General features: G+C 57.2%; 19 protein-coding genes. 13 read left to right on the forward strand and 6 right to left on the reverse strand.

The features are described 5' to 3' along the window. Positions 1–2 precede the first annotated feature (2 nt). Positions 3–1,082, reverse strand: coding sequence for an AI-2E family transporter (locus ACR0AZ_RS04745; protein WP_480469743.1), 1,080 nt, complete (start codon positions 1,080–1,082; stop codon positions 3–5). Positions 1,083–1,225: 143 nt separating this feature from the next. Between ACR0AZ_RS04745 and ACR0AZ_RS04750 the strand changes: the two genes are divergently transcribed. The 3 genes from ACR0AZ_RS04750 to ACR0AZ_RS04760 all read left to right on the forward strand — a co-directional run bounded on the left by ACR0AZ_RS04750 (position 1,226) and on the right by ACR0AZ_RS04760 (position 4,253). Next, positions 1,226–2,083 (forward strand): YihY/virulence factor BrkB family protein, encoded by an 858-nt coding sequence (locus ACR0AZ_RS04750; protein ID WP_480666887.1) that lies wholly within the window; start codon positions 1,226–1,228, stop codon positions 2,081–2,083. Next, positions 2,080–3,978 (forward strand): multiheme c-type cytochrome, encoded by a 1,899-nt coding sequence (locus ACR0AZ_RS04755; RefSeq protein ID WP_480666888.1) that lies wholly within the window; start codon positions 2,080–2,082, stop codon positions 3,976–3,978. Before ACR0AZ_RS04750 ends, ACR0AZ_RS04755 begins: the two co-directional genes overlap by 4 nt. An 80-nt stretch (positions 3,979–4,058) precedes the next feature. Beyond that, positions 4,059–4,253 carry a hypothetical protein gene (locus ACR0AZ_RS04760; RefSeq protein ID WP_480469746.1) on the forward strand — a complete coding sequence of 65 codons (195 nt, stop codon included), beginning with the start codon at positions 4,059–4,061 and terminating at the stop codon, positions 4,251–4,253. Positions 4,254–4,256: 3 nt separating this feature from the next. Here ACR0AZ_RS04760 and ACR0AZ_RS04765 read toward each other — a convergent pair whose 3' ends face one another. Then, positions 4,257–4,973, reverse strand: coding sequence for an RlmE family RNA methyltransferase (locus ACR0AZ_RS04765; protein WP_480469747.1), 717 nt, complete (start codon positions 4,971–4,973; stop codon positions 4,257–4,259). Positions 4,974–5,362: 389 nt separating this feature from the next. Then, positions 5,363–6,475 (reverse strand): Ppx/GppA phosphatase family protein, encoded by a 1,113-nt coding sequence (locus ACR0AZ_RS04770; RefSeq protein WP_480469748.1) that lies wholly within the window; start codon positions 6,473–6,475, stop codon positions 5,363–5,365. Between the two features lie 180 nt (positions 6,476–6,655). Here ACR0AZ_RS04770 and ACR0AZ_RS04775 point away from each other — a divergent pair, with 180 nt between their 5' ends. From ACR0AZ_RS04775 to ACR0AZ_RS04795, 5 genes are all read left to right on the forward strand, one after another. Next, on the forward strand, positions 6,656–8,542 hold the full coding sequence (locus tag ACR0AZ_RS04775) for a PhoX family protein (protein ID WP_480666889.1): 1,887 nt from the start codon (positions 6,656–6,658) through the stop codon (positions 8,540–8,542). A 244-nt stretch (positions 8,543–8,786) separates the two neighbouring features. Then, positions 8,787–9,083: a virulence factor gene (locus tag ACR0AZ_RS04780; RefSeq protein WP_480469750.1), complete on the forward strand. Its 297-nt coding sequence runs from the start codon at positions 8,787–8,789 to the stop codon at positions 9,081–9,083. A 26-nt stretch (positions 9,084–9,109) separates the two neighbouring features. Beyond that, entirely contained in the window at positions 9,110–10,036 is a 927-nt protein-coding gene (locus tag ACR0AZ_RS04785; RefSeq protein WP_480667139.1) for a methylenetetrahydrofolate reductase, read from the forward strand. 9 nt (positions 10,037–10,045) lie between these two features. Then, positions 10,046–11,104, forward strand: coding sequence for a methyltetrahydrofolate cobalamin methyltransferase (locus tag ACR0AZ_RS04790; RefSeq protein WP_480469752.1), 1,059 nt, complete (start codon positions 10,046–10,048; stop codon positions 11,102–11,104). Positions 11,105–11,630: 526 nt separating this feature from the next. Further along, entirely contained in the window at positions 11,631–12,644 is a 1,014-nt protein-coding gene (locus ACR0AZ_RS04795) for a hypothetical protein (protein ID WP_480666891.1), read from the forward strand. A 570-nt stretch (positions 12,645–13,214) separates the two neighbouring features. On the opposite strand, the gene ACR0AZ_RS04800 is transcribed toward ACR0AZ_RS04795, so the two are convergent. Both ACR0AZ_RS04800 and ACR0AZ_RS04805 read right to left on the reverse strand, forming a co-directional pair. Beyond that, positions 13,215–14,072: a class I SAM-dependent methyltransferase gene (locus ACR0AZ_RS04800; protein ID WP_480666893.1), complete on the reverse strand. Its 858-nt coding sequence runs from the start codon at positions 14,070–14,072 to the stop codon at positions 13,215–13,217. 24 nt (positions 14,073–14,096) lie between these two features. After that, the gene (locus ACR0AZ_RS04805; RefSeq protein WP_480666894.1) at positions 14,097–16,142 is read right to left on the reverse strand and encodes an ASKHA domain-containing protein; all 2,046 of its coding nucleotides are present in this window, start codon (positions 16,140–16,142) and stop codon (positions 14,097–14,099) included. Between the two features lie 215 nt (positions 16,143–16,357). On the opposite strand from ACR0AZ_RS04805, the gene guaB reads away from it, so the two are divergent. The 3 genes from guaB to ACR0AZ_RS04820 all read left to right on the forward strand — a co-directional run bounded on the left by guaB (position 16,358) and on the right by ACR0AZ_RS04820 (position 21,385). After that, positions 16,358–17,806: an IMP dehydrogenase gene (gene guaB, locus ACR0AZ_RS04810; RefSeq protein ID WP_480469757.1), complete on the forward strand. Its 1,449-nt coding sequence runs from the start codon at positions 16,358–16,360 to the stop codon at positions 17,804–17,806. A 28-nt stretch (positions 17,807–17,834) separates the two neighbouring features. After that, positions 17,835–18,995, forward strand: coding sequence for an RsmB/NOP family class I SAM-dependent RNA methyltransferase (locus tag ACR0AZ_RS04815; RefSeq protein ID WP_480469758.1), 1,161 nt, complete (start codon positions 17,835–17,837; stop codon positions 18,993–18,995). Between the two features lie 104 nt (positions 18,996–19,099). Next, positions 19,100–21,385, forward strand: a complete 2,286-nt coding sequence (locus ACR0AZ_RS04820) for an ATP-binding protein (protein WP_480666895.1) — start codon at positions 19,100–19,102, stop codon at positions 21,383–21,385. On the opposite strand, the gene ACR0AZ_RS04825 is transcribed toward ACR0AZ_RS04820, so the two are convergent. After that, positions 21,382–21,975 (reverse strand): gamma-glutamyl kinase, encoded by a 594-nt coding sequence (locus ACR0AZ_RS04825; RefSeq protein ID WP_480469760.1) that lies wholly within the window; start codon positions 21,973–21,975, stop codon positions 21,382–21,384. The two genes, ACR0AZ_RS04820 and ACR0AZ_RS04825, sit on opposite strands and share 4 nt — an antisense overlap. A gap of 190 nt (positions 21,976–22,165) precedes the next feature. Between ACR0AZ_RS04825 and recA the strand changes: the two genes are divergently transcribed. Together recA and alaS are read left to right on the forward strand one after the other, a co-directional pair. Then, complete coding sequence (gene recA, locus ACR0AZ_RS04830; RefSeq protein WP_480469761.1) at positions 22,166–23,230, forward strand: recombinase RecA; 1,065 nt, start codon at positions 22,166–22,168, stop codon at positions 23,228–23,230. Between the two features lie 180 nt (positions 23,231–23,410). Continuing rightward, positions 23,411–26,083, forward strand: coding sequence for an alanine--tRNA ligase (alaS, locus tag ACR0AZ_RS04835; RefSeq protein WP_480666896.1), 2,673 nt, complete (start codon positions 23,411–23,413; stop codon positions 26,081–26,083). Position 26,084 lies beyond the last annotated feature (1 nt).

Below are 26,084 nucleotides of genomic sequence, written 5' to 3' on the forward strand. Positions count from 1 at the left end.
GGTTATTTTGTGGCTCGTGCATCGCCGTCTTCACCTAGCCTGCCGTCCAGCGACATCAAGATCGCGACGGGACGTAAGGCCGGGATGTGGCTAAAGATGATCAGGATGCAGACCGTCAGCGGCACGCTCAGAAACGCGCCAATCAGGCCCCAGACCGTTGTCCAGAAGGTCAGCGCCAGGATCACAAGGAAGGTCGACATGTTCAGCGAACGGCCCAGCATGGCAGGGTCCAGAAAGTTGCCAATCACGAACTGGATGGTCCCGCAGCCCAGTACGATCACGAGGAAGGGCCCGATAGTCTCGAATTGCACCAACGCAATCATGGCCGGGAAGATCACAGCGATGATCGAACCGATTGATGGAATGAAGTTCAGGGCGAAGGTCAGGACGGCCCAGGTCTCTGCGTATTCCAGCCCCAAAAGCTTGAAAATGGAATAGCTGATGGTGGCTGTGATCAGGCTGATCAGGGTTTTCACTCCAACATAGCGCTGCAGGCTGAACGAGATCGCATCCAGCACCGCAGCCAGATCCGCCCCAAGCTGCGGACTACCCGCTGCAAGTTGGATTTTCTTGCGAAAGGCCAGACGCTCGGCCATCAGAAAGGCCACATAGAGGCTGATCAGAAAGAACTGGTTGAGCAGGGATGTTGCGCTGCCCAACAACACGCGCGCCACGTAGGACATGTCGATACTGACCAGATTGTCCCGGATAAAGCTGGTCACATCATTGCCCACAAGCCCGGTGATCCTGTTCACGGCGCCGTCGAATTGACTTTCATAGGTATTGATTGAGCGGGCGAACTGCGTGGCCTGACTGCCGAGGATGTACATGATCATGAACAAGCCCGCCAAAACCACCGTCACACCAGCGATATTTGCCAGCCAGATCGGCGCGCGGGTCAGGGCGATGACCCGATCGCTCAGCGCAATGATCAGGACATTGACCAGCAGAGCCATGGTCAGCGGCACCAGAAAGTTGGCCCCCGCATAAAGGCCCAGCACGACCAGAGTGGCGACAATCGCAATGTCGCGCAGTACGCCCAGTTGAAGACGGGGCCGAGCCTGGTTGTCATCGGGGTTCATTGGATAACCTTGCTGTGCGTTGCGAACGATCCTGCACGGGCTGGCCGGTTTATGCAATCCGCGCAGGTGCTTACGCGCGAAAATTCACAGAACCGCACAGATTGGCAGTTCAGAGTGGCGGGAAGGCAGGTTAGGGTCAGAAAATGTCACGTATTGCGATTCCATCCTCCGGCCAGTTTGTGCGAGGCCTCTGGCTTGCGGTACGGCGGTTCAATGACAAGAACGGCTTTGTCATGAGCAGCCATGTCGCTATGTCATTGATGATGGCGCTGTTTCCATTCGTTCTGTTCACTGTGGCGCTGGCGGGGGCGTTATCGCAGGGTTATGTGACGGATGAACTGATTGAACTGATCTTTGGCGCGTGGCCCAAGGATGTCGCCGACCCGATTATTGCAGAACTGCGCGCGGTGTTGGCCGGGGCCGGGTCGGGCGTAATTACTCTGGGCGGTCTGTTGGCGATCTATTTTGCCTCGAACGGCGTCGCAGCCGTGCGCAAGGCAATGACGCAGGCCTATCACGATAATGACAGCTGGCCGTTCTGGAAAACGCGGCTGTTGTGTTTTGCTTTGGTTATCATCGGCGGCGCAGCAATCCTCGCCATCGCGGCGGTCGAGGTGGTGTTACCGGTCTACACGCGTCTGGTATCCGAGACGACGGCCGTAGATGTCGATAACTGGCTGTCGGTCGACCGCTTGCGCTGGACCTTCACTGTCGCAGTGCCGGTGGGGACGGTCTTTTTGGCGCATTTGGTTCTGCCGACACGACGCCACAGTCTGGCACAGATTCTGCCGGGGGTGGTGCTGACGTTGGCGCTTTGGGCCGCGGGCGGTTGGGGGTTTTCTGTTTATATCGCTCAGTTCGCATCTTACAGCGCGACATATGCCGGGTTGGCAGGTGCGATGGCGGCGCTGATTTTTCTTTATCTCTGCTCGGCGATGCTCATCCTTGGCGCGGAGTATAATGGCGCGCTGATCGATCTGAAAAAGGCAGAGGACGGATGAGAGTTGTCCAGACGGCGGCCGCGCTGTTGGTGATGGCTCAGACCAGTTGGGCGCAGGATTATGTCGGATCCGAAGCTTGCACCGATTGCCATCAGGAGGAGGCCAAAGCGTGGCGAGGCTCGCACCACGCCCTTGCTTGGACCGATGTGTCGAATGGCAAGGTTTCGGCGGATTTTGCGGGCTCCGGTTTTGAACATGACGGGATGACGGTCACGTTTGGCGATCAGGACGGTACATTCAGCGCGCAGGTGACCGAAAAGGATGGCACCACCACGGATTATCCTGTCCATTCTGTGGTCGGCGTCGAACCATTGCAGCAATATCTGTTCGAAACAGAACCCGGCAGGCTGCAGAGTTTCGATGTTGTCTGGGATACGGAAAAGGGCCGTTGGTTCCATCTCTACCCCGATCAGAACTTGCCGCCGGATGACGGTTTGCACTGGACGGGGCCATATAAGAACTGGAATGCGCGCTGTGCTGAATGTCACGCGACCGGGTATGTGAAGAACTATGATGCTGTCACCAGAACCTACGCCTCGACACAGGCTGAGATTGGTGTCGGGTGTGAGGCGTGCCATGGGCCAGGGTCTGCGCATCTGGAATGGGTCACAGGCAAAGAACTGAACGATGGGCTGACCGAGTTTGGGTTCTCCATGAGCTGGGGCAGGGGCCAGACCGAGGCTGAGATTCAACAATGCGCGGGTTGCCATTCCCGGCGCGAGGCCTTGGAAGACGGCAATCCCTTGCCTGGAACCGCCTATCATGACGCTTACAATCTCGCCGTTTTGCGCCCGGGCCAATATTATCCGGACGGGCAGATACTGGATGAGGTCTATGTTTATGGCTCATTCCTGCAATCCCGCATGTATGCGCGCGGCGTGGGCTGCATGAATTGCCATGATGCCCACCGGGCCGACCTGAAAGCCGAGGGCAATGGTGTCTGCACGCAGTGTCATTCGCCCGCGGGCAATCCCGAATTTCCAACGCTGCGACAGGCCGAGTACGACACTCCGGACCACCACCATCATGCCGAGGAGTCGGAGGGGGCCCAGTGCAAAAGCTGCCACATGATCGAGCGGGTCTATATGGGCGTCGATGGCCGCCGTGACCACAGTTTTCGTATCCCGAGACCTGATCTGGGGCTTGGGGTCGATGCCTGTACCGATTGTCACACGGATCAGGATCAACCCTGGGCCGCGCGAGAGATCGAAGGCTGGTTTCCCGAGGCCACACACAGGGCAGCACACTACGGAACAACGTTTGCGGATGCCGCCGGTGGCCAACTGGATAACCCTGATGCATTGACGGTGATTGCTCTGAATACGCAGCAGGCAGGTGTCGTGCGAGCCACGGCTCTTTACTTGCTGCAACCCTTTGCTTCGCCTGATTTAGCCGAGGCGTTGATGCCGACCCTGACCGACCCTGACCCTTTGGTGCGTGCCAACGCGGTAGTTCTGCAACGACAAGCTCCATTGGCTGAGCGTATCTCGCGGCTGGAACCCCTTTTGTCGGACCCCTTGCGCAACGTGCGCATCGCCACTGCGAAAGAGTTCCTGCCGATCCCGCCTCAAGCCCTCACTCCTCAGCAGAACGCCAATGCACAGCAGGGTATGGCAGACTGGCAGCGCAGCATGTCCAATCGTTTGGACTTTCCCGAAACCCATCTGGTTCTGGGCGGCCTCGCACTGACGTTACGCAACGCACCGGCGGCAGAGCGGGCTTTCCGCGAAGTTGTTTTATTGGATCCCCAGCGCGCCGAGGCTTGGCCGATGCTGGTCCAACTCGCGCATATCAACCGCGGCCGACAGGCTGCTTTGGATGTTCTGGCTGAGGGCCTTGAGGTGCTTCCCGAAGATCCAATCCTGCGCCAATTGGCGAGCGAACTGGCGCAATGACCGGCATCGAACAGACCGATTTCCGCCACGATGCGGGCTCATTGTCTCACTAAACTCACCCTTGAAACTAAAGGTGAGCTATGTCGGATCGTTCAGCAACACGTCCGCCGCAATTGTCTGGTACGCGGAACACAACTCTGGATCAGAGGATCGAGGAACTGCGCGCGCGCAAGCCCGTGGATATCAACCATGGTGAGGCGCTGTTGCTGCAAGGCATCGCCGCGGCTTCTCTGCGCGAACAGCGTCTGGCACAGGGCAGGATCGATCTCGACTGACGTTCAGCCCCGGAAGCCTGTAGCAACCACAAATTTCTCGGAGCTGTCCGATCGGGATGCCGGCGGTTTGACGTTGGCGACCTTGGTGAATTTCTGCTTCAGCAGCTTCTGCAGATCCCCTTCGGCCCCACCGGCCAGAACCTTGGCAACAAAAGTGCCACCTTCTTCCAGCACGTCGAATGCGAAATAGGCAGCGGTTTCACACAGTGCCATGATCCGCAAATGGTCAGTCTGCTTATGACCCGACGAGGCTGCGGCCATGTCCGAGATCACCACATCCGCTTTGCCGCCCAACCAGTCTTTGACTTTCTGATCGGCGTCATCTTCCATGAAATCCAGCACATGGGCGGTTGCGCCTGCGACTGGTTCGACCTCTTGCAGATCGACCCCAAGAACGGTGCCAATACGCTTTCCGCTTTTCTCACCCAGCGCGTTGACCCGCTTGACCGCGACCTGCAGCCAGCCGCCGGGGGCGCAGCCCAGATCGACCACGCGAGCGCCCGGCACCAGAAACCGGAATTTGTCGTCCAGTTCCAATATCTTGAAGGCCGCGCGTCCGCGATACCCTTCGACCTGCGCGCGTTTTACATATGGGTCGTTCAACTGCCGTTCGAGCCAACGGGTCGAACTCAGCTTGCGCCCGCGCGCGGTTTTGACCTTAACCTTCAGGTCACGTTGCCCGCGACCCGAGATGTTCTTTCCACTCGGTGTCTTCGCCATGTGATTGATCTCCTGAAAGCTGACCGTCCATACCGCCTTGCTGGATGAGTGGCAAGGCGACGCTAGTCCCTCACTAGCAGGTCTGGCCATGGTGAAGAAATGCCAAACGCCAACCAACCCGCACCATTCATTATCTGAGCAGTACAAGATGGCCGATCCCGTGTTGATGGCTCGAAGCTGCGTATCAGATCCCGGGCCTCCGAAGCCTGAGAGTTTGGTACGGCAATATGGATGCCGCCAATCGCCCAAGACCAGTGCGGAGCCACGCTAACCAAGTTGAAACCCGGGCTGAAAACGTCAAAACCCGCAGCTTCGAGTGAGCAGATTGCAGTTGCAGCGGTGCTGGTACGGTAGGCGATGGCAACTACTGTAAAGGCGTCTGTGAGCAATCAGAATGGCCCGTCTTCCAATACACCGTCCGCGCTCATCTGTGCGTAAAGCAAGCCTTCGCGCAGGCCGCGGTCTGCCACCGAAAGGCGATCGGTGGGCCAACATCTGAGCAGTGCCTGCAAGATGGCCGAGCCGGACATGATCAGGGCCTGCCGATCATCGCCAATCCGGGGATCCCTGCGCCGTCCCTGAGGGCCGAGCTCCAGATAGCCGCGGATCACTTTGTCGATCTGATCGCTGGTCATGCGCAGCCCATCGACCTTGGTTCGGTCATAACGCTTCAGACCCAAGTGAGAGGCCGCGACGGTGGTGACCGTGCCGCTGGTGCCGACGATCTGGAAGCCTTCGCGGGCTTGCTCATCCTTGTAAGGCGCAAAGTCAGCCAGGTTCTCTTCGAAGAACCAACTCATCAGGGCAAAGCGCGCAGCATCGTCTTCGACGTCATTGAACTGATCCCGCAAGGTGGCAACACCCAGCGGGACGCTGATCCAGTCGACGACCTTGGCAGCAGGGAAGGGGCTGTCGGCGGTGTGGAAGCCATTGTGCAACCGCATGATCGCCGCCGGACGGTCGCGGCGCGGAACGGATGAGATGTCGATCCACACCAGCTCGGTCGAGCCGCCGCCGATATCTACCACCAGCAACTGTTCGGTCTTGGTGGACACCAGAGGTGCGCAGGAAATCACGGCCAGACGCGCTTCTTCCTCGGGCTGGATGATTTCGAGCGTCAGGCCGGTTTCACGTCGCACTTGCCGGATGAAATCACGCGAGTTCTTGGCTCGGCGGCAAGCCTCGGTTGCGATCAGGCGCATGCGCTTGACCTTGTTGCGTTTCAGCTTTTGCTGGCAGATCCGAAGGGCCTGAACGGTCCGCGACATAGACGCCCGCGACAGTCGTCCGGTACGTTCCAGACCGGCGCCCAACTGCACCGATTTGGAGAAGCTGTCTACCACATGAAACCCGCTGCCCTTGGGCTGGGCTATCAACATGCGGCAGCTATTTGTTCCCAGATCCAGTGCCGCATAGAGTGCATCCGGATCGGGTCTTGCCGGCGCGGGGCTTTCGACCGCCTTCGGGAACGCGCCCGCACCTTTGGGACGCTTGGGCGCCATTCGTCACGCCCTCCGATTTTCGAGTTAGTTTGACCCTAGGCGGCGTATCGCCGACGCGCAAGTGATTTCAGTTTTGAAATTACCTGGACTGTCACACTGAGTTCATACTGAAATGCGAATTCCGTGCTGATCCCCTGATCGGGATTCCTTACAAGCTCTCAGCCAGATACGGAGACTGCCATGAAAGATGAGCGCACCCTGACATTCGATGAATTTGACGAAGTTGTGAATCCACGTCCGGAAGAATGCGAATTTGACCGCGTGGTCGAACGTGCGTTGTCGCGTCGCGGCTTTCTGGGCGGCGTTCTGGCAGTGGGTAGCTTCACGGCTGTTGGCGGCTCGCTTATTCCATCGGGTGCGCGCGCTGCGACGGACCGGTTCTCGTTCGAGGCGATCCCTGTTTCCACCGCGGACGACGTGATTGTACCTGCTGGCTACAAGGCCGAAGTCATGGTGCGCTGGGGTGATCCGCTGTGGTCCGACGCGCCCGAATTTGATCATGCGACGCGTGGCACCGCCGCCAGTCAGGAACGCGCCTTTGGTGACAACACCGATGGGCAGGACGTTTTCTTCCATGACGGTCATGTTCTGCTGGTTGTGAACAACGAATACACCAACCGCGATATCCTGTGGGGCAACAATCCGGATGCCAAGGCGGCCTCGGATGACGATGTTGCGAAGGGCATGATGGCGCACGGTGTCACCGTGGTTGAGATTGCGAATACCGACGGCACATGGGGTATCGTTAAGGACAGCCCATATAACCGCCGCATCACACCGCAGACCGATATGGCCATTACCGGTCCGGCGGCAGGTCACGATCTGATGAAAACTGCTGCAGATCCGTCGGGTACCACTTCCAAAGGTACCTGGAACAACTGCGGCAACGGCATGACACCGTGGGGCACCTATCTGGCCTGTGAAGAGAACTTCAACGGCTACTTCTCGGCAGAAGATGAAAATCATGAGGTCAGCGCCGAGCTGAAGCGCTATGGCGTTTCATCGAAGGACTGGGGCTATGGCTGGGCCAAGATCGACGACCGGTTCGACGTCTCGAAAAACCCCAATGAACCGAACCGTGCCGGTTACGTGGTTGAGATCGATCCGACCGATCCGAACTCGACCCCGCGCAAACTGACCGCCTTGGGTCGTTTCAAGCATGAGAATGCCGAAACCATCGTCAACAATGATGGTCGCGTCGTTGTCTATATGGGCGATGATGAACGGGGTGAGTTCCTGTATCGTTTCGTTTCGGATGGCGTTTATGCCGCTGGGGTTGATACCAACGCTCTGCTGGAAAACGGAACTCTGTCAGTTGCCAAGTTCAACGACGATGGTACGGGTGAGTGGCTGGAGCTGACACCTGAGACAACCGGTCTTGCTTCACTTGCCGAAGTCAGCATCCACACGCGTCAGGCGGCCTCGACCGTTGGGGCCACTACCATGGATCGGCCCGAGTGGGTTGCGGCCAACCCGAACGCACCCGAGGTCTACTGCTGTTTGACCAACAACAAGAACCGTGGCGTGAAGCCGAATGCTGGCGGTGACGACACCTCGGCTAATGGCCCGAACCCGCGTGACGCCAATCATTATGGCCAGATCGTGCGTTGGCGCCCGGACGGCGGTGACCACACAGCGCCGGGCTTTGGCTGGGACCTGTACGTGCTGGCAGGAAACCCAACCGTGCATCAGGACGCTTATGCGGGTTCGGATAACGTCAATGCCGATAACATGTTCAACTCGCCCGATGGCCTGAAATTCGACAGCAATGGCCTGCTGTGGATCCAGACCGATGGCAACTATGGCAACGAAGGGGACTTCGTAGGGCAGGGTAACAACCAGATGTTGGCCGGTGATCCGGTCACCGGGGAAATCCGTCGCTTCCTAGTTGGCCCGAACGAATGTGAGGTCACCGGCCTAAGCTGGTCGCCGGATCGCCGTACCATGTTTGTGGGCATTCAGCACCCGGGCGAGGATGGCAACAGCCATTGGCCCGAAGGTGGTGACGCGGTGCCGCGTTCGGCCATTATTGCGATTACCCGCGAAGATGGCGGTTTGGTCGGTTAAACCGATTTCCACCCTTGAAACGCCCCGGATGGCTTATGCCGTCCGGGGTTTTTTCTTTTTATGAAGGGCATTCACAGAGATATTGAGAAATTTGCTATGCGTGTTTGCCCAGGAATTGGCTAAAAGCCCGGAAGACTGGCGTAACGAAAAGGTCGTTTGAAAAGCGTCGGGTGTCGAAAATCGACCGACCCGAGCTCACATTGAAGTTTAGAACCGCTCCATCGGGTTAGAAGGAATCACAGCAATGCCTGACGTCACCATCGTATACTGGCGCGACATTCCCGCTCAGGTCATCGTCGGCAAAGGCCGCCGTGGTGCCAAGCGGCAACTGGAAGAACGGTTCGAGCAAGCCATCGACCGGGCAGCCATGAAGGTGAACGCAAAGGACAGTGATGCCTACCTGGCAGAATGGCGCAAGGCCGAGCCTTTTGCGGTTGAGGGCGACCCGTCCGAGATTGCCGAGGCCGAAGCTGTGCGCCTTGAAGCTGAATACGATCAGGACCGCATCAAAGCGCTGATCGCGAACGACGGTTGGGCATGAGCCCCAAATCTTTATGGGAGGCCGCGATGGCTTTGCTGAACTTCAAGAAACGTGATGCGGCCGCGAAGGCCCCGGTGAACCCGACTGTCGAAGCCTTCCTGCAAGGCTATTCGATCGAGGTGATGCCGCGTACCGCAGAAAAGGTCGAGGATTTCCGCGCGTTGTTGCCGGAAGGTACCCGTGTCTACATTGCCCATATCGAGGCCACACCGATCGAAGACATGGTGAAAACCGCCAAACGTATCGCCGACGAAGGCTATCCCGTGATGCCGCACTTCCCGGCGCGGATCATCAAAGACGCTGCGACGCTGGAGAACTGGATTTCCATGTATCAGGGCGAAGCAGGGGTTGAGCAGGCGCTGCTGCTGGCGGGTGGGGTTGCAAACCCGCACGGTGATTTCGACAGCTCGATGCAATTGCTGGAAACCGGTCTTTTTGACAAGGCGGGGTTCAAGCATCTGCATGTGGCTGGTCACCCGGAAGGCAACAAAGACATTGACCCCGACGGTTCGACAAAGAACGTCGACGACGCGCTGCGCTGGAAACAGAAGTTCTCGGAAACCACCGACGCCGAAATGGCGCTGGCGACACAGTTTGCCTTTGATGCCAAACCGATCATCGCTTGGGCGGATAGTCTGAAAGAAGCGGGCATCGACCTGCCGATTCACATCGGCATCGCTGGCCCCGCCAAGCTTCAGACCCTGATCAAGTTCGCCATCGCCTGCGGCGTCGGCCCGTCGCTCAAGGTTCTGCAGAAGCGTGCCATGGATGTCTCGAAGCTGCTGCTGCCTTATGAGCCGACAGACGTGCTGACCGAACTGGCGAACCACAAAGCTGCGAACCCCGACTTCAACATCACCAAAGTGCACTTCTTCCCGCTGGGTGGTATCAAGACCAACGCCAACTGGGCGATTGAAAACGGCGGCGCTTCGGCAAAGCCTGTAAACTCCTAAGGACCGGACATGACCCGTACAGTCGTTGAATCAAAAACAAAAACTGCCGTTCTGGGCTTTGACGAACCGTTCTGCGTGATCGGTGAACGGATCAACCCGACTGGCCGCAAGAAGCTGGCGGCCGAGCTGGAAGCAGGCGATTTCTCGACCGTCGAGAAAGACGCCATCGCTCAGGTTGCTGCAGGCGCAACCGTTCTGGATATCAATGCGGGTGTTGTTTACAACTCGAACCCCAACCCGAACGAGACCGAGCCGCCTCTGATGACCAAAATTGTCGAGCTGGTGCAGGGGCTGGTCGAAGTGCCTCTGTGCATCGACTCATCGGTTCCCGGTGCGCTTGAGGCAGGTCTGGAAGCTGCCGAGGGTCGCCCGCTGCTGAACTCGGTCACGGGTGAGGAAGAGCGTCTGGAACTGGTTCTGCCGCTGGTCAAGAAATACAACGTGCCGGTTGTGGCGATCTCGAACGACGACACCGGTATTTCGGAAGACCCCGATGTGCGGTTCGACGTGGCCAAGAAGATCGTTGAGCGTGCCGCCGATTTCGGCATCCCTGCGCACGACATCGTGGTTGATCCGCTGGTCATGCCAATTGGCGCGATGGCAACCGCCGGCAATCAGGTATTTGCTCTGGTCCGCCGTCTGCGCGAAGAATTGGGCGTAAACACCACTTGCGGTGCATCGAACATCTCGTTCGGTCTGCCAAACCGACACGGCATCAACAATGCGTTCCTGCCGATGGCGATGGGTGCAGGCATGACCTCGGCGATCATGAACCCGGTCGCTCTGCCGGTCGGTCCCAAGAAACTGGCCGAGAAAAAGGCCGAGGTCGAAGCCAAGGGCATCGTTCTACCTGCGGATATGGATGATGAAACGTTCTGCCAGCTGTTCGGCCTTGGCTCGACCAAGCCGCGCGCGGGCAAAGAGATGGAGGCCATCCGTGCCGCGAACTTGCTGACCAACAATGACCCGCATGGCGGTGAGTGGATCAGGTTCAACAAAGCGCCTGACGAAGCAGGTGCCGCCGCTGGTGGTGGCCGCCGCGGAGGTGGTCGTCGTCGTCGCGCGTGATCCTGAATTGCTGAAATTGAAAGGCCGGGCCCAGCGCCCGGCCTTTTTCGTTTTGACACGGATCAAGATTTTACTCTGTCGAAGCCACGAAAACACTAGTCGTTGGGTGAGGGTCACATAAGTGCAACGCCAGTTCTCTTGGAGTTCATTGATCCTTGATCGAATTTCGCTTCAATCATTTAAATTCTAAGAGATTGGTTGGAACTCGTTGACAATTAACGGCCCCGGGCAGTTATTGGTGGCGCTAGGGTTTCAAATGGTGTTGCCGATATGGTTTCATGAGATTTCACGTGACCAAGATAGTCTGATGGATTGCCCCTCAAAACGCGCATCTGGTGTTGTACCAAGCGGAGCAAGTTTGCATGAAGAGATCAAGGAACATCAACTTGAATAATTTGTTCCTGATAAACGAATTACGCGGAGTTATAATTTGTTTAGAGTAATTATAGTTAACGGTTTGCTAATTGGACTTGTTTTGATTGCGGCAGAACTTCTATTTGGAACTTGGTTCTCTGAGAAGCATGCTATGATGAAGTTCACCCAGGTTAGAAACTTCAAAAATGTACAAGATAATCCAGTTCACGTCGGTAAATCTACGATCACGTATACCCGTGACTCATTTGGATTTCGTGGATTGGAGGGGGACGTATCAGAAATTGATATTTTGACGGTTGGCGGTTCCACGACCGATCAGAGATGGATTGACGATTCAGAGACCTATCAAGCCACCCTGCGCGAGTTGTTTGCTGATGATGGCAAGGATGTTTCGATCGCCAATGCAGGTATTGATGGTCAGTCAACCTTCGGGCATATGGCCAACTTCACGTCCTGGTTTAATAAAATACCAGGTCTCAGTGCACGCTACGTGCTATTTTATGTTGGAATAAACGATCTTCTCAAGTCTGAGCCTGAATCTTCGTATGATGTGGTTGCGCTGGAAGATAGCACCTATAACGATCTGAAGGCATTTATCAAAGACAAGTCGATATTCTATCAATTGTATAGAATATCGAGAACTGCTCTTTCTGAAGAACATGCACTTAACGAACTAAACAGGACGAATATCGCTGATCACGAACCTCTTGTAACAGAGCCGCTGATTTCTGCCCCTTTGTCTGATATTTTCAGTACTTCACTGGATAGCTACGCCGAGCGCATCTCTGAATTAGACCGAATGACCCGTGAATTCGGTGCAGAGCCGATTTTTGTCACGCAGAGAAGTGCCCGATGGGACCGTCGCGATGGGAAAATTTTTGGCATCGCCAAATACGAGCCAGATTTCTTCGAATTGGTTCGTCAGCAACTACCGGAAGAATTTCAAACATTGAACGGTGTCGATTTCTATCGGATTGAACGTGCTTTGGCGGAAGCACAAATGGAAGAGTGTGAGAAACTGGGTGCCATTTGCCTCGATCTTTTGACAGAAATTGAGTTTAACCTAGCGATGGATTTCTATGATCCAATCCACACTACCGCGCTCGGTTCACGGGCAATAGGTGAGTACCTTTATTCTAAGCTTCAAAATCTTGATTTGGATTGATTGCAGGTCATTTGTTGGTTTGAACAGAAGCTGGTGGGCGTAGGTTCAGAACTAGTGATTTGAGAAGGATTCTTGTTGCGTGGTTTGCAAACCAAGCGGCGAACATCTTTGTTTGTTTCCGTTTGGATTCGACTTGTTAGTGTTGAGAATACTTATCAACAGATCGCTTCTATGCGTGTAAATATGCAAACCAATTGACCGATATATGCTGATGTTGGGCGGCGAAATATCCGGATAAGATCTAAGTCCAATGTCTTGCCGCTCGTCGTCGAGTTGATTGCGATAGGACCACGGTGCACCAGCCCGCGCTTCAATTAGATACTGTCATCTTCCACCTGGATGATAAGTTCGGAACTTACATATGATTTCTCTTGTGTGGAAAGGTGGTTGATGCTTCGCGAAATATTTTTTGCCCTACGCATATGATACTTGAACTAAAGTTGTGATCGTTTGCGAAAATCTGCTGCCAACTGACACAGACGACGTTTGCCAAAAATGCAGCATTCATTTCGACTTACAAAAACTTTCTATTATAACACGGTATGCGCTACGCGGCCCATTTTCCGTCCATCACTGGGCCACACGCGCCTGTAGCAGGTTTATCACAGCAGGGATCTTCACGCCTTCGGACGTTTGGTATGCTTTGAATTCTTCGGCAACGGCATCGACGATAGCGTCGACATCCGTTTGCATGCCCTCGAAATGAGCGACAACCCGCGCCGCCGGGCCAACGCGGGTGCACAACAAGGCTGCGTCCGCCACGGTCTTTGGGCCAGAGAGCATCAAGGGGATCGCCTCGACCCTTATATCCGTCAATCCGGCAGAGGACATAAGACCTGCGACTCTGTCGCGGTCGTGAAAGGCCAACGGCCCCGGCGCGTTTCGGTCTACCTTAGGAGGTTGGCCCAATCGTTTGACAGCAGCGACATGCGGTATTTTGAACCACGGGTTTTCAGACAGACCGCCCCAGGCCGCGAATGTCATTTGTCCGCCGGGCTTCAGCGCGCGTGCCATATTTGCAAAGGCCGCAACCGGGTCTGAGAAGAACATGACTCCAAAGCGCGAGATCATGGCGTCGCAGTTGTTTGTCCCCAGATCAGCGACCTGTGCATCGGCATATTGAAACGCCAGATTGGAATGTTGGGCACGGGCCGCGCGGTTGCGCGCCCGTTCCAGAAACTGTTCCGAAATATCGACACCCAGCACATGGCCGTCGGAACCAACCTGCTGTGCGGCCCGCAGTGCGCTAGCTCCGGTGCCGCAGCCGATGTCGATGACGCGCATTCCATCGGACAATGCGGCGCGGTCAAGGACCAGATCCAGAACGGGAGTGAAGAGGTGATCCAGTTGATCTTCGAAAGTCAGCCAGCGCGTGCCCATTTCGGACTTGCCCCAGAACTCTTCCTGATCTCCGTTGATCGTCAGCATGTTGCCCTCCGCCGTTTGGGGCGACTATGACCTCCTGCGACGTCGACGACCAGACTTTTCCTCATCCCCGCCGCCGGTGTTGAAGGATGGCGCAGGCAGGGTGACGACTTGCGCCAGTTCGGGGAACGGATCGGTTTTGTGCGGGATCGCGTTGGCGGCGACGAAATGGTCCTGGAACTTGGGCTCGATGGCGGTTTCGACCTTGGTAATTTCTCGCACGACGCGCTCGATTTTGGCGCGTGATCCGATGTTACACAGCGCAATCCGCGCGCCGGTTCCGGCGGCGTTGCCCGCGCTTGAGACCTTGTCCAGCGGCGCGTCAGGGATCATGCCCAGCACCATCGCGTGTTTGGTCGAAATATGAGCACCAAATGCACCGGCCAGAACGACACGATCGACCCGGTCGACCTCCATTTCATCCATGAGCAGGCGCGCACCGGCGTAGAGCGCGGATTTGGCCAGCTGGATTGCGCGGATGTCGCCTTGGGTAACGGTGATGCGCGGTCCGCCTTCGGCGCTCGCATCGTGGATCAAATAGGCATGGGTGCGCCCTTCGGGAACGCAGCGCGCGGTGCCTGTCTGCTCAGGGGATCCGATCAGGCCGCTCTCGTCGAGCAGGCCAGCGATACGCATTTCGGCCACGGCTTCGATAATGCCCGATCCGCAGATGCCAGTGATGCCGGTGGTGGCGATGTCCTGATCGAACCCGTCCTCGTCCGACCATTTCTCGGACCCGATCACGCAGAAGCGAGGTTCTTTGGTGACAGGATCGATCTCAATCCGTTCAATCGCACCGGGCGCGGCGCGCTGGCCCGAGCTGATCTGCGCACCCTCGAATGCAGGGCCGGTGGGCGAAGAACAGGCCAGAACGCGGTGGGTGTTGCCCAGCAAGATTTCCGCATTGGTACCGACGTCGACAATCAGAACGAGGTCGTCGGATTTGCCGGGTTCTTCGGACAGGGCGACGGCGGCACAGTCCGCGCCGACGTGGCCTGCGATACAGGGCAGGATATAGACCTGCGCGCGCGGGTTCATGGCGGTCAGGTCCATCTCGCGCGCGGGCAGGGACATGCTTTCGGACGTGGCCAGCGCAAACGGGGCTTGCCCCAACTCGACCGGGTCCAGACCCAGCAGCAGGTGGTGCATCACCGGGTTACACACAAACACGGTCTCGACGATCAGCGCGGCGTCGATTCCGGCTTCTTCGGCGATCGAAGTGGTCAGGTCATTGATCGCCTCACGCACGGCCTTCGTCATCTCCTGATCGCCGCCGGGGTTCATCATGGCGTATGAAACGCGGCTCATCAGGTCTTCGCCGAAGCGGATTTGAGGGTTCATCAGGCCCGACGACGCTTTGACCTCACCGGTTTCCAGATCCGTCAGATGCGCCGCAATGGTTGTTGAGCCAAGGTCGATGGCCAGACCATACAGGCCTTGCTCGTGCAGACCGGGCCAGATTTCGACAATACGGGCCACGTCATCCTTGTGGCCTTTGTGGACGGCCACGGTGACCTCCCACTTACCCTTGCGCAGCACGGGCTGCAGCTTGGACATCAGGGACAGATCAGCGGTGACGGCTTCAATGTTCCATTGCTGGCGTAGGGCGCGTTCCAGCCGCTCCAGATCGCCGGTAGGGGAATGCATGTCAGGCTCTTCCACCACGACGAAATAGAGCCGCGTGGCCGGGTCCATGATGATCGCACGCGCAGCTGCGGCCTTGCGGACGACCTGACGGTGGACCTGGCTTTCGGGTGGGACGTCGATCACCACATCACCCTGTACCGACGCCTGGCAGCCCAGTCGGCGACCCGGCTTCAGACCGCGTTTGTCGTCATAACGCTGCTCGACCGCATTCCACTCGCTCAGGGCGTCCTCGGAAACGGTGACACCGTGTTTGGGGAACTCGCCATAGCTGGGGGTGATCTGGCATTTGGAACAGATGCCGCGCCCGCCGCAGACCGAATCCAGATCAACGCCCAACTGACGTGCTGCGGTCAGAATCGGCGTGCCGATGGGAAAGTGCCCGCGTTTGCCGGAAGGGGTGAAGACGACAAGAGGATCGGTGGTCATGAAAGGCCTGCCTTTGTATTCGCGCGTATGCCGCGGAAGATATGGGTTTGAGCGAAAAGGGAAAGGGCATTCAGCGGCACGTTTTGCATCGCTTGCGTCGTTTTCGGGCGCGGCAAAGCCCCGCATGGAAAAACAACTTGGGTTCAGGGCTTTCCCTCGGGTGAAATCCATGTAATAGGGTCACCGCCAAACGGGCTTTTGCATGGGGTTTTCAGATGCAGATTCGTGAGGCACTCACCTTCGACGACGTTCTCCTGGTTCCGGGCGCATCTTCAGTGCTTCCGGCTACGGCAGATACCACCACGCGCGTGACGCGTGAGATTACCATGAACATTCCGCTGCTCAGCTCGGCGATGGACACGGTGACCGAGGCGCGCATGGCCATTGCAATGGCGCAGGCCGGGGGTATCGGTGTTGTCCACAAGAACCTTTCGGTCGAAGAACAGGCGCGCGAGATTCGCCGGGTTAAACGGTTCGAATCCGGCATCGTTTACAACCCGGTGACGCTGCGGGCGGATCAGACACTGGCGGATGCGCAGGCTTTGGTCGAGCGGTATAACTTCACCGGTTTCCCTGTCGTTGACGGCGACGGGCGGGTCGTCGGCATCGTGACGAACCGGGACATGCGCTTTGCAACCTCGGACGATACGCCGATCAAGGCGATGATGACCTCGGACAACCTCGCGATGCTGCAAGAACCCGCCGATCTGGAAGAAGCCAAAAGCCTGATGCGGGCCCGCCGGATCGAAAAGCTGTTGGTTGTCGACGGTAGTGGCAAACTGACCGGCCTGCTGACCCTGAAAGACACTGAACAGGCCGTGCTGAACCCCACTGCTTGCAAAGACCACCTGGGTCGTCTGCGGGTGGCCGCGGCGACCTCTGTGGGTGATGCCGGCTTTGAACGGTCCGAGCAACTGGTGGATTCCGGCGTCGATATTATCGTTGTGGATACTGCACATGGCCATTCTCAAGGGGTTCTGGATGCGGTGAAACGCGCCAAGATGCTGTCGAATGAGGTGCAGATTATTGCAGGCAATGTTGCCACCGCCGAAGCGACCAAGGCGCTGATTGATGCTGGCGCGGATGCGATCAAGGTGGGCATCGGACCGGGCTCCATCTGTACGACAAGGATGGTTGCGGGTGTCGGGGTGCCTCAGCTGACGGCAATCATGGATTGTGCTGCCGCGGCAGGTGACGTTCCTGTAATTGCGGATGGCGGTATCAAATTCTCGGGCGATTTTGCCAAAGCAATCGCGGCGGGAGCCTCTTGCGCCATGGTCGGCTCGATGATTGCGGGCACCGATGAAAGCCCGGGTGAGGTGATCCTGTATCAGGGTCGCTCGTTCAAATCCTATCGCGGCATGGGAAGTTTGGGCGCAATGGCGCGTGGCTCGGCGGACCGATACTTCCAGAAGGACGCGGCCAACGACAAGCTGGTGCCTGAGGGGATAGAGGGGCAGGTGCCCTATAAGGGATCGGCCAGCGCAGTTGTCCATCAACTGGTCGGCGGCTTGCGTGCGGCGATGGGCTATACCGGATGTGCGACGGTGGACGAGATGCGAAAGAACTGCAACTTCGTCAAAATCACAGGCGCGGGTCTGAAGGAAAGCCATGTGCACGATGTTCAGATCACGCGGGAAAGCCCGAACTATCGCGTGATGTGATCGGGCCTGATCAGGATCGGAGCCAACGATGACCCCGGCAGCGCGCGTGCAGGCCGCGATTGAGATACTGGATCAGATACTGTCTGGTGCGCCTGTCGAAAAGGCGCTGACGGGCTGGGCCAGGCAGAGCCGTTTTGCGGGCTCAAAGGATCGCGCGGCGGTCCGTGATCACGTGTTTGGCGCGCTTCGTTGCAAACGGTCTTTCGCGGCGTGTGGCGGCGCAGAGACAGGGCGCGGGTTGATGATCGGCGCGTTCCGCTCGTCGGGTGGTGATCCCGCTCAACTATTCACGGGTGAACGGTTTGCGCCTGCACCGATCTCCGACGGTGATCAAGCGCGGGTGTTCCAGTCAGAGGCCGAGCGCTTGGATATCCCCGAATGGCTCTGGCCTGAATTTCAGCAGGCATTGGGCGATGAGGCCGAGGCCGCCGCCATCGCGCTGCAATCTCGCGCACCCGTGCATCTGCGCGTCAACAGAGCAAAGGTAGAGCGTGAAGATGTGATCCGTCTACTCTCAGAGGGCGGCATTCAGACAAGCGCACATCCCGCTTGTGATACCGCGCTTGAGGTCGCAGAGGGGGAGCGCAAGATCGCGCAGAGCGATGTTTATAAGAGGGGGCTCGTTGAGTTGCAGGATGCTGCAAGTCAGGCGGTCGTCGCGGCGCTCGACCTTCAGCCCGGTATGCGGGTTCTGGATTATTGTGCAGGCGGGGGCGGTAAAACGCTGGCGCTGGCGGCTTCGAAGGGCGTGCAGGTCTTTGCCCACGATGCCAATCCCGGTCGTATGCGCGATCTGCCTGCCCGAGCGTCAAGAGCGGGTGCAGAGGTGACTATTTTGCAATCGGACCAGCTGGCTCAACAAGCGCCGTTCGATATCGTTTTGACGGACGTGCCGTGTTCGGGCAGCGGTTCCTGGCGGCGGGCGCCCGCCGGGAAGTGGGCGCTGACGCCCGAGCGTTTGAGAGATCTTTCCAGCATTCAGGCAGACATTCTGCGAGATGTGTCACCCCTGGTTGCCGCACGCGGCGTGCTGGCCTACGCCACCTGTTCTATGCTGACTGTTGAGAATGATGCAGTGGTCGACAGGTTTCTTAAGGACTACCCTGAGTGGCAATCGGGTCTGCGCAGATCGTGGCTAGTTTCCCACGGAACGGATGGATTCTACACCGCGCACTTGACGCGATCTTGATTATATAAAATCAACCATAGGCAGTTCACGCCGTGATTTTGTTAAGCGGCAGTTAACCATTGCGGGCCGATATTGGTCAAAAATTGACTTAACATGAGCTGTTTATGTCCAGTATTTCTGCTGTTTTTTCCAGTGGCTCAGAGCGATGGAGTGGTGCGCGTGCGCGATATGCCTCACTCGGGGTGATCGCCATCGTTTTGTGCGTGCTCTCGCTGTTCGGGCAGTTGCCGCGGCCTTGGAACGTCATGGCCGCAACGATCGGGGTTTCCTTTCTGTCGGTCGGAACTCTTGAGATCGCGCGCGCTTGGTTTTCACGCCGATCGGAACTGCAGGCGCTTACATATCTTTCAACATACCTGAATCATCAGGGCGCGACCTGCTTGGTGGCAGATGCAACCGGACGCGTCCTGATCGCTAATGAATGTGCTGCGGCGCGTTATAAGGCAGCCGCAGGCATTCGTTTGGAAGACTGCCTACGATCTGCTGTGGCCAACCCAGCAGCTGTTTTGCTCAGCCTTCAAACTCTCGCCAAGGCAAAGGGGTTCGCGCGGAGAGAAATCGTTACACGTGGGCAATCGGTATCGATTGAGGTGTCGATGTTGAACGAAGATCGGTTTTGCTGGCGCATCTCACTGGGTGCTGGCAGCTTCTGGAATGATCTTGAGGTTCCGATCATGACCGTAGGACGCGACAATGTCGTGCTGGACCTGAACAAAAGCGCAGTTGATTTGCTAGGCAAATCTCCCGCTACGGCTGATCAGGTGCTTTCCAACGACGGTCGCGATGGCATCCAACAGATGGAGACGGAGAGTGGAAAAAGACGCGTGATTGTCTCAACTCTGCGGAAGAGAGAGTCATCCCGTGAACTTCTGATGATACCGCTTGAGAATGCAGAGCCTGCACCCGATCTGGCCTCGTTCGCTGATCTGCCTGTTCCAATCATGCGGCTGTCTCCCGAAGGGGAGATCCTTGAGGCCAACCCTCTTGCACGACAATTGATCGGCGAGATCAGGCCGGGATGTGCAAATCTTGAGGCAATGATGCAGGGGCTGGGATATCCAATCCGGGATTGGCTGACCCGCGCGATGGAGCAGGATGCTGGGCCGCGCTCCGAATTCCTGCGTCTGACACGGCGAGACAGAGAGGTTTTCGTGCAAGTCACTCTCTCGCGAATACAGCGTGAAGGGCAGGCTGGTCTGATTGCTGTTCTGAATGATGCGACCGAGCTCAAGACGCTTGAAGCGCAGTTTGTGCAAGGACAGAAGATGCAGGCGGTGGGGCAGCTTGCTGGCGGCGTTGCGCATGACTTTAACAACCTTCTGACTGCGATTTCAGGTCATTGCGACCTGTTGCTGTTACGTCATGATCAGAACGATCCGAACTATGGTGACCTGGTGCAGATCAATCAGAATGCCAACCGTGCGGCGGCCTTGGTCAGTCAGTTACTGGCGTTTTCGCGCAAACAAACCTTGCGCCCCGAGACGCTGGATTTGCGTGATACCATCTCGGATCTGATCCACTTGCTGAACCGGCTAGTGGGCGAGAAAGTGAGGCTGGCACTCAGCCACGACCCTGTTCTGAAACCCGTATGTGCAGACAAGCGTCAGCTTGAGCAGGTACTGATGAATCTCGTGGTGAATGCCCGGGATGCGATGCCGGAAGGTGGAGAGATTCGGATCGAGACTGAAGTCTTATCTCTGGACCGGCCCTTTACGCGTGACCGGGCAACCGTCCAGCCCGGAGAATATGTCACAGTCAAGGTGATCGACAGTGGTGTGGGAATACCCGCGGACAAGCTGCAAAAAGTGTTCGAACCTTTCTACACGACCAAACGCACAGGCGAAGGTACAGGGCTTGGCCTGTCTACCGTTTATGGAATTGTGAAGCAAACCGGAGGGTTCATTTTCGTCGACAGCGTGCGGGGAAAAGGCACCGAATTTACTGTCCTATTGCCGGTGGCGGCTGCGATTGAAGCCACTGAGCCTGAGGTGCCCATCGTTCAGGAAGAACAAGTCGCACGGCAGGGCGAAGGTGTGGTTCTGCTGGTCGAAGACGAAGCGCCGGTTCGGGCCTTTGCAACGCGGGCTTTGCGGCTGAAAGGCTATACGGTGCTCGAAGCGGAATCAGCCGAGGACGCGCTGCATCTTCTCGAAGACCCCGATTTGTCTGTGGATGTTTTTGTCACCGATGTGGTCATGCCGGGCATGGACGGTCCGACCTGGGTACGCGAAGCCCGACAGTCGCGCCCGGATGTCAAAGTTGTCTTTATGTCTGGCTACACCGAAGGGGCCTTTGGCGAATCCGGGCCTGAAATCGAGAACTCGACCTTCCTACCCAAACCTTTCTCACTCACGCAGTTGACCGAGGCTGTGTTCCAACAGCTGAGTTAACGCGCAGATTGATGCAGGGTGAATTCAGCCGCGTTTAACGATCGAAAGCGCTGTTCAGTTTGCGCTGACATATCTAACGGTCGGTCTGGTGAGACATTCTCGGATGTCAGATGGATTTCGCAGTCCAGACGATCCTGGAGAAACGCCAGTATCTGGTCCTGATTCTCGTATTTGAATAGATGAGTGACCCCGGCACCGTTACTGCGCGGTCTGAAAAAATCGGATTGGCATCCGACATCCGCAAATGCCGGGCGTGGCGTGTTCATATAGGCGTTGAGGAATTCGTCGAAACTCAGACTTTGCGTTGAATAAGGGTGTCCCGCGCGCTCGGACCGGGTGCGGTACCGATACCAACTGCCCAGCCAATCGATGGGCTCGCGGACCACAGCCATCACCTCCATCTCGGTGTCGAACATCTTGCGGAACATTGTTTGAAAGAACCGGTCAAAGCGGCGCATGTTCGCGTGTTTCAGATCCGTCGGACCAGAGACGACGATATCGGCCCGGTCGCGTAATGCGGTCTGATAGGCGGTGCTGCCGGTTTTGGGAACGGATAAAAGCGCCAGACGCTCTTTGTAAAACACAAGCATTTATCTTTTCTCTTCAACGCTTTTCGTGTCGCAGATTGTCGTAAACGACTCTTTAACACAATTGCTCAACAGTGGGTTTCATAAGTTTTAGTTGAAATGTTCTCTTTTTGGTCCCATAAGGAACAAGAGGCGAACAAAGCAGCGATTGCCGCCCGTCAAAGGGTGTGACAAAAGGGATAGTGACAGGACAATGGCGGATCTTCTGACAATGAGCGACAAGAAAAACGCAGACAAGCAAAAGGCGCTCGACAGCGCGCTGGCGCAGATCGAACGGCAGTTCGGCAAGGGCTCGATCATGAAGCTTGGCGAGGATGCCAAGCAGGATATCGATGCAAGCTCGACCGGCTCGCTGGGGTTGGATATTGCGCTGGGAATCGGTGGTTTGCCGATGGGGCGAATTGTTGAGATTTACGGACCCGAAAGCTCGGGTAAGACAACGCTGACATTGCATTGCATTGCAGAACAGCAGAAACGCGGTGGTGTTTGTGCCTTCGTCGATGCGGAACACGCGCTGGACCCGCAATATGCACGCAAGCTGGGCGTTGATTTGGATGAGTTGCTGATCTCGCAACCCGATACCGGCGAACAGGCGTTGGAGATCACCGATACGCTGGTGCGGTCGGGCGCGGTAAACATGGTCGTGGTCGACTCGGTGGCGGCGCTGACGCCGAAATCTGAGCTTGAAGGCGATATGGGTGACAGCAATGTGGGTGTTCAAGCTCGTCTGATGAGCCAGGCGATGCGGAAACTCACCGGCTCGATCAGCCGCTCGAACTGCATGGTGATCTTCATCAACCAGATTCGGATGAAGATCGGTGTAATGTTCGGCAGCCCGGAGACCACCACCGGCGGTAATGCTCTGAAATTCTACAGCTCGGTCCGTCTGGATATCCGCCGCATCGGTGCGATCAAGGATCGTGACGAAGTGGTCGGCAACCAGACCCGCGTGAAAGTCGTCAAGAACAAGGTCGCGCCTCCGTTCAAGCAGGTTGAATTCGACATCATGTATGGCGAAGGCATCAGCAAGATGGGCGAACTGCTGGATCTGGGCGTCAAGGCCGGTGTGGTCGAGAAATCGGGTTCGTGGTTCAGCTATGGGGATGAGCGGATCGGGCAGGGGCGTGAGAACGCCAAGCAGTATCTGCGCGACAACACCCGTGCTGCGCTGGAGATTGAGGACAAGATTCGTGCAGCCCACGGTCTGGATTTCGAGATGCCGCCCGAAGCGGAAGAGGACGATATCCTCGAAGCATAAGGAACGCTGACGGGAACTGCAGAAATCCTACGGCACCCCGATGGTGCTGAGAATACCTGGAACAGGGCGGTCCATCGGGGCCGCCTTGTTTCGTTCCGGGGTAGCCAATGCTGTGGACACTCCCGAGGTGGGGGGCTAAACCTTCGCAGACCCTAGTGAATGCGCGTCGAGAGAGCCCAAATGCCCACGCTGAACGATATCCGATCAACCTTTCTGAATTACTTCGCCAAGCAAGGCCATGAAGTTGTGGCGTCCAGCCCGCTTGTCCCGCGCAATGACCCGACGCTGATGTTCGTGAACTCGGGCATGGTGCAGTTCAAGAACCTGTTTACTGGCCTCGAGACCCGGGACTATAGCCGCGCAACCACGGCACAGAAATGCGTGCGCGCCGGCGGTAAGCACAACGATCTGGACAATGTGGGCTATACCGCGCGTCACCATACGTTCTTTGAAATGCTGGGGAATTTCTCGTTCGGGGATTACTTCAAGCACGATGCCATCCCGTTTGCCTGGGAGTTGATCACCAAGGAATTCGGCATCGATAAGAACCGTCTGCTGACAACAGTCTATCACACCGATGATGAGGCGTTTGAAATCTGGAAGAAAGTCGGCGTGCCCGAGGACCGGATCATCCGCATCGCCACCAGTGACAATTTCTGGCAGATGGGCCCGACCGGCCCCTGCGGCCCGTGCACCGAAATTTTCTATGATCACGGCGATCACATCTGGGGTGGCCCTCCGGGCTCGGCCGAGGAAGATGGCGACCGGTTCATCGAAATCTGGAACATCGTTTTCATGCAGAACGAGCAGTTCGAGGACGGCTCGATGGTGGAACTCGACATGCAGTCCATCGACACCGGCATGGGGCTAGAGCGGATCGGTGCGTTGCTGCAAGGCAGCCACGACAACTATGACACAGATCTGTTCAAAACGCTGATTGAGGCGTCAGCAGATGCCACCGGCGTTGATCCTTATGGGGATCAGAACGTGCATCATCGGGTGATCGCGGATCACCTGCGCTCGACCTCGTTCCTGATTGCGGATGGGGTGATGCCCAGCAATGACGGGCGGGGTTACGTGTTGCGTCGGATCATGCGACGGGCCATGCGTCATGCACATCTGCTGGGCGCAAAGGATCCTGTCATGCACAGGCTGGTGCCGACGCTGGTGCAGCTGATGGGTGCGCAGTATTCCGAACTCGGTCAGGCTCAAGCTTTGATCGAAGAAACGCTTCTGCTTGAAGAGACGCGGTTCAAGCAAACCCTCGACCGTGGCCTCAAGCTGTTGGATGACGAGGTTGCAGGCCTGTCTGCAGGCGCAGCTTTGCCCGGTGACGCAGCCTTTAAACTCTATGACACATATGGTTTCCCGCTCGATCTAACACAGGATGCGCTGCGCGAGAAAGGCCTGACCGTTGATACCGATGGCTTTGATGCAGCGATGGCCGAGCAAAAGGCTAAAGCGCGCGCCGCTTGGGCCGGATCCGGCGAAGCAGCTGATCAGGCTGTGTGGTTTGACGTATTGGATACGGCAGGGGCCACCGATTTTCTGGGGTACGACACCGAGAAGGCCGAGGGGCAGATTGCCGCTCTGGTCGTAGATGGCGCGTTGGTCGACAAGATCGAGCAGGGCGGCACTGGATGGGCCATCGTTAACCAGACGCCTTTCTATGGTGAGGCTGGCGGCCAGGTCGGAGATTCAGGTGAGATCAGACGTCTGGAAGAGCGTGAGGATATCTCTCGCGTCGAAGACACAAAGAAATTCGCCGACGGCAAAGTCTATGCGCATAAAGTTACCGTGGAACGCGGTGCGCTGTCCAAAGGCGATGCGGTCGAACTTGAGGTCGATCACGCCCGTCGCACGGCCATTCGTGCCAACCATTCGGCCACGCACCTGCTGCATGAAGCCTTGCGAGAAACGCTTGGTGATCACGTTGCGCAGCGCGGGTCGCTGAACGCGGCCGAACGTCTGCGGTTCGACTTCAGTCACTCCAAGGCTCTGACCTTAGAAGAAATTCACAAGGTCGAGCGTGAGGTGAATGATTTCATCCGCCAGAATTCGGCGGTTGAAACTCGTATCATGACGCCCGATGACGCGCGCGCCTTGGGTGCGCAAGCGTTGTTTGGCGAGAAATACGGCGATGAAGTACGCGTTGTTTCTATGGGTAAGGCACCCACGGGCAAAGGGCAGGATGGTGAAACCTGGTCGATTGAGCTTTGCGGGGGCACTCATGTACGTCAGACCGGTGATATCGGCACGTTCGTGGTGCTGGGTGACAGTGCCAGCAGCGCGGGTGTCCGACGGATCGAGGCTCTGACCGGTGACGAAGCGTTCAAATATCTGTCGGCGCAGGATCATCGTTTGGGGACAATTGCGTTGGAGCTGAAGGCTCAACCGGATGATGTCGTCGCGCGTGTGAAATCCCTGCTGGATGAACGTAAAGCGCTGCAGAACGAGGTGGCTCAATTGCGCCGCGATTTGGCAATGGCCGGCGGTGCGGGGCAGGGTGGTGGCGCCGATGCCCGAGAGGTGAATGGCGTTGCATTTTTTGCCCAGTCGCTGACCGGTGTATCAGGCAAGGATTTGCCCGCGCTGATTGATGAACACAAAAGCCGTCTGGGATCGGGTGCAGTTCTGCTGATCGCTGACACGGGCGGCAAAGCGGCCGTGGCTGCGGGCGTGACCTCTGACCTGACGGACAAAGTGTCGGCAGTGGATCTGGTCAAGGCAGCGGTAACAGAACTGGGTGGCAAAGGCGGTGGTGGTCGGCCTGACATGGCGCAGGGCGGGGGCAAAGATGCCTCGAACGCAGACGCAGCCATCAAAGCTGCCGAACAGGTATTGGGAGGATAAG

The organism is Ruegeria sp. BE3 (assembly GCF_056538865.1).

Bases quoted from the DNA above. Each gene is read 5' to 3' on its own strand.
- ACR0AZ_RS04745 (WP_480469743.1), bottom strand. From the start codon at position 1,082: ATGAACCCCGATGACAACCAGGCTCGGCCCCGTCTTCAACTGGGCGTA.
- ACR0AZ_RS04750 (WP_480666887.1), top strand. From the start codon at position 1,226: ATGTCACGTATTGCGATTCCATCCTCCGGCCAGTTTGTGCGAGGCCTC.
- ACR0AZ_RS04755 (WP_480666888.1), top strand. From the start codon at position 2,080: ATGAGAGTTGTCCAGACGGCGGCCGCGCTGTTGGTGATGGCTCAGACC.
- ACR0AZ_RS04760 (WP_480469746.1), top strand. From the start codon at position 4,059: ATGTCGGATCGTTCAGCAACACGTCCGCCGCAATTGTCTGGTACGCGG.
- ACR0AZ_RS04765 (WP_480469747.1), bottom strand. From the start codon at position 4,973: ATGGCGAAGACACCGAGTGGAAAGAACATCTCGGGTCGCGGGCAACGT.
- ACR0AZ_RS04770 (WP_480469748.1), bottom strand. From the start codon at position 6,475: ATGGCGCCCAAGCGTCCCAAAGGTGCGGGCGCGTTCCCGAAGGCGGTC.
- ACR0AZ_RS04775 (WP_480666889.1), top strand. From the start codon at position 6,656: ATGAAAGATGAGCGCACCCTGACATTCGATGAATTTGACGAAGTTGTG.
- ACR0AZ_RS04780 (WP_480469750.1), top strand. From the start codon at position 8,787: ATGCCTGACGTCACCATCGTATACTGGCGCGACATTCCCGCTCAGGTC.
- ACR0AZ_RS04785 (WP_480667139.1), top strand. From the start codon at position 9,110: ATGGCTTTGCTGAACTTCAAGAAACGTGATGCGGCCGCGAAGGCCCCG.
- ACR0AZ_RS04790 (WP_480469752.1), top strand. From the start codon at position 10,046: ATGACCCGTACAGTCGTTGAATCAAAAACAAAAACTGCCGTTCTGGGC.
- ACR0AZ_RS04795 (WP_480666891.1), top strand. From the start codon at position 11,631: ATGATGAAGTTCACCCAGGTTAGAAACTTCAAAAATGTACAAGATAAT.
- ACR0AZ_RS04800 (WP_480666893.1), bottom strand. From the start codon at position 14,072: ATGCTGACGATCAACGGAGATCAGGAAGAGTTCTGGGGCAAGTCCGAA.
- ACR0AZ_RS04805 (WP_480666894.1), bottom strand. From the start codon at position 16,142: ATGACCACCGATCCTCTTGTCGTCTTCACCCCTTCCGGCAAACGCGGG.
- guaB (WP_480469757.1), top strand. From the start codon at position 16,358: ATGCAGATTCGTGAGGCACTCACCTTCGACGACGTTCTCCTGGTTCCG.
- ACR0AZ_RS04815 (WP_480469758.1), top strand. From the start codon at position 17,835: ATGACCCCGGCAGCGCGCGTGCAGGCCGCGATTGAGATACTGGATCAG.
- ACR0AZ_RS04820 (WP_480666895.1), top strand. From the start codon at position 19,100: ATGTCCAGTATTTCTGCTGTTTTTTCCAGTGGCTCAGAGCGATGGAGT.
- ACR0AZ_RS04825 (WP_480469760.1), bottom strand. From the start codon at position 21,975: ATGCTTGTGTTTTACAAAGAGCGTCTGGCGCTTTTATCCGTTCCCAAA.
- recA (WP_480469761.1), top strand. From the start codon at position 22,166: ATGGCGGATCTTCTGACAATGAGCGACAAGAAAAACGCAGACAAGCAA.
- alaS (WP_480666896.1), top strand. From the start codon at position 23,411: ATGCCCACGCTGAACGATATCCGATCAACCTTTCTGAATTACTTCGCC.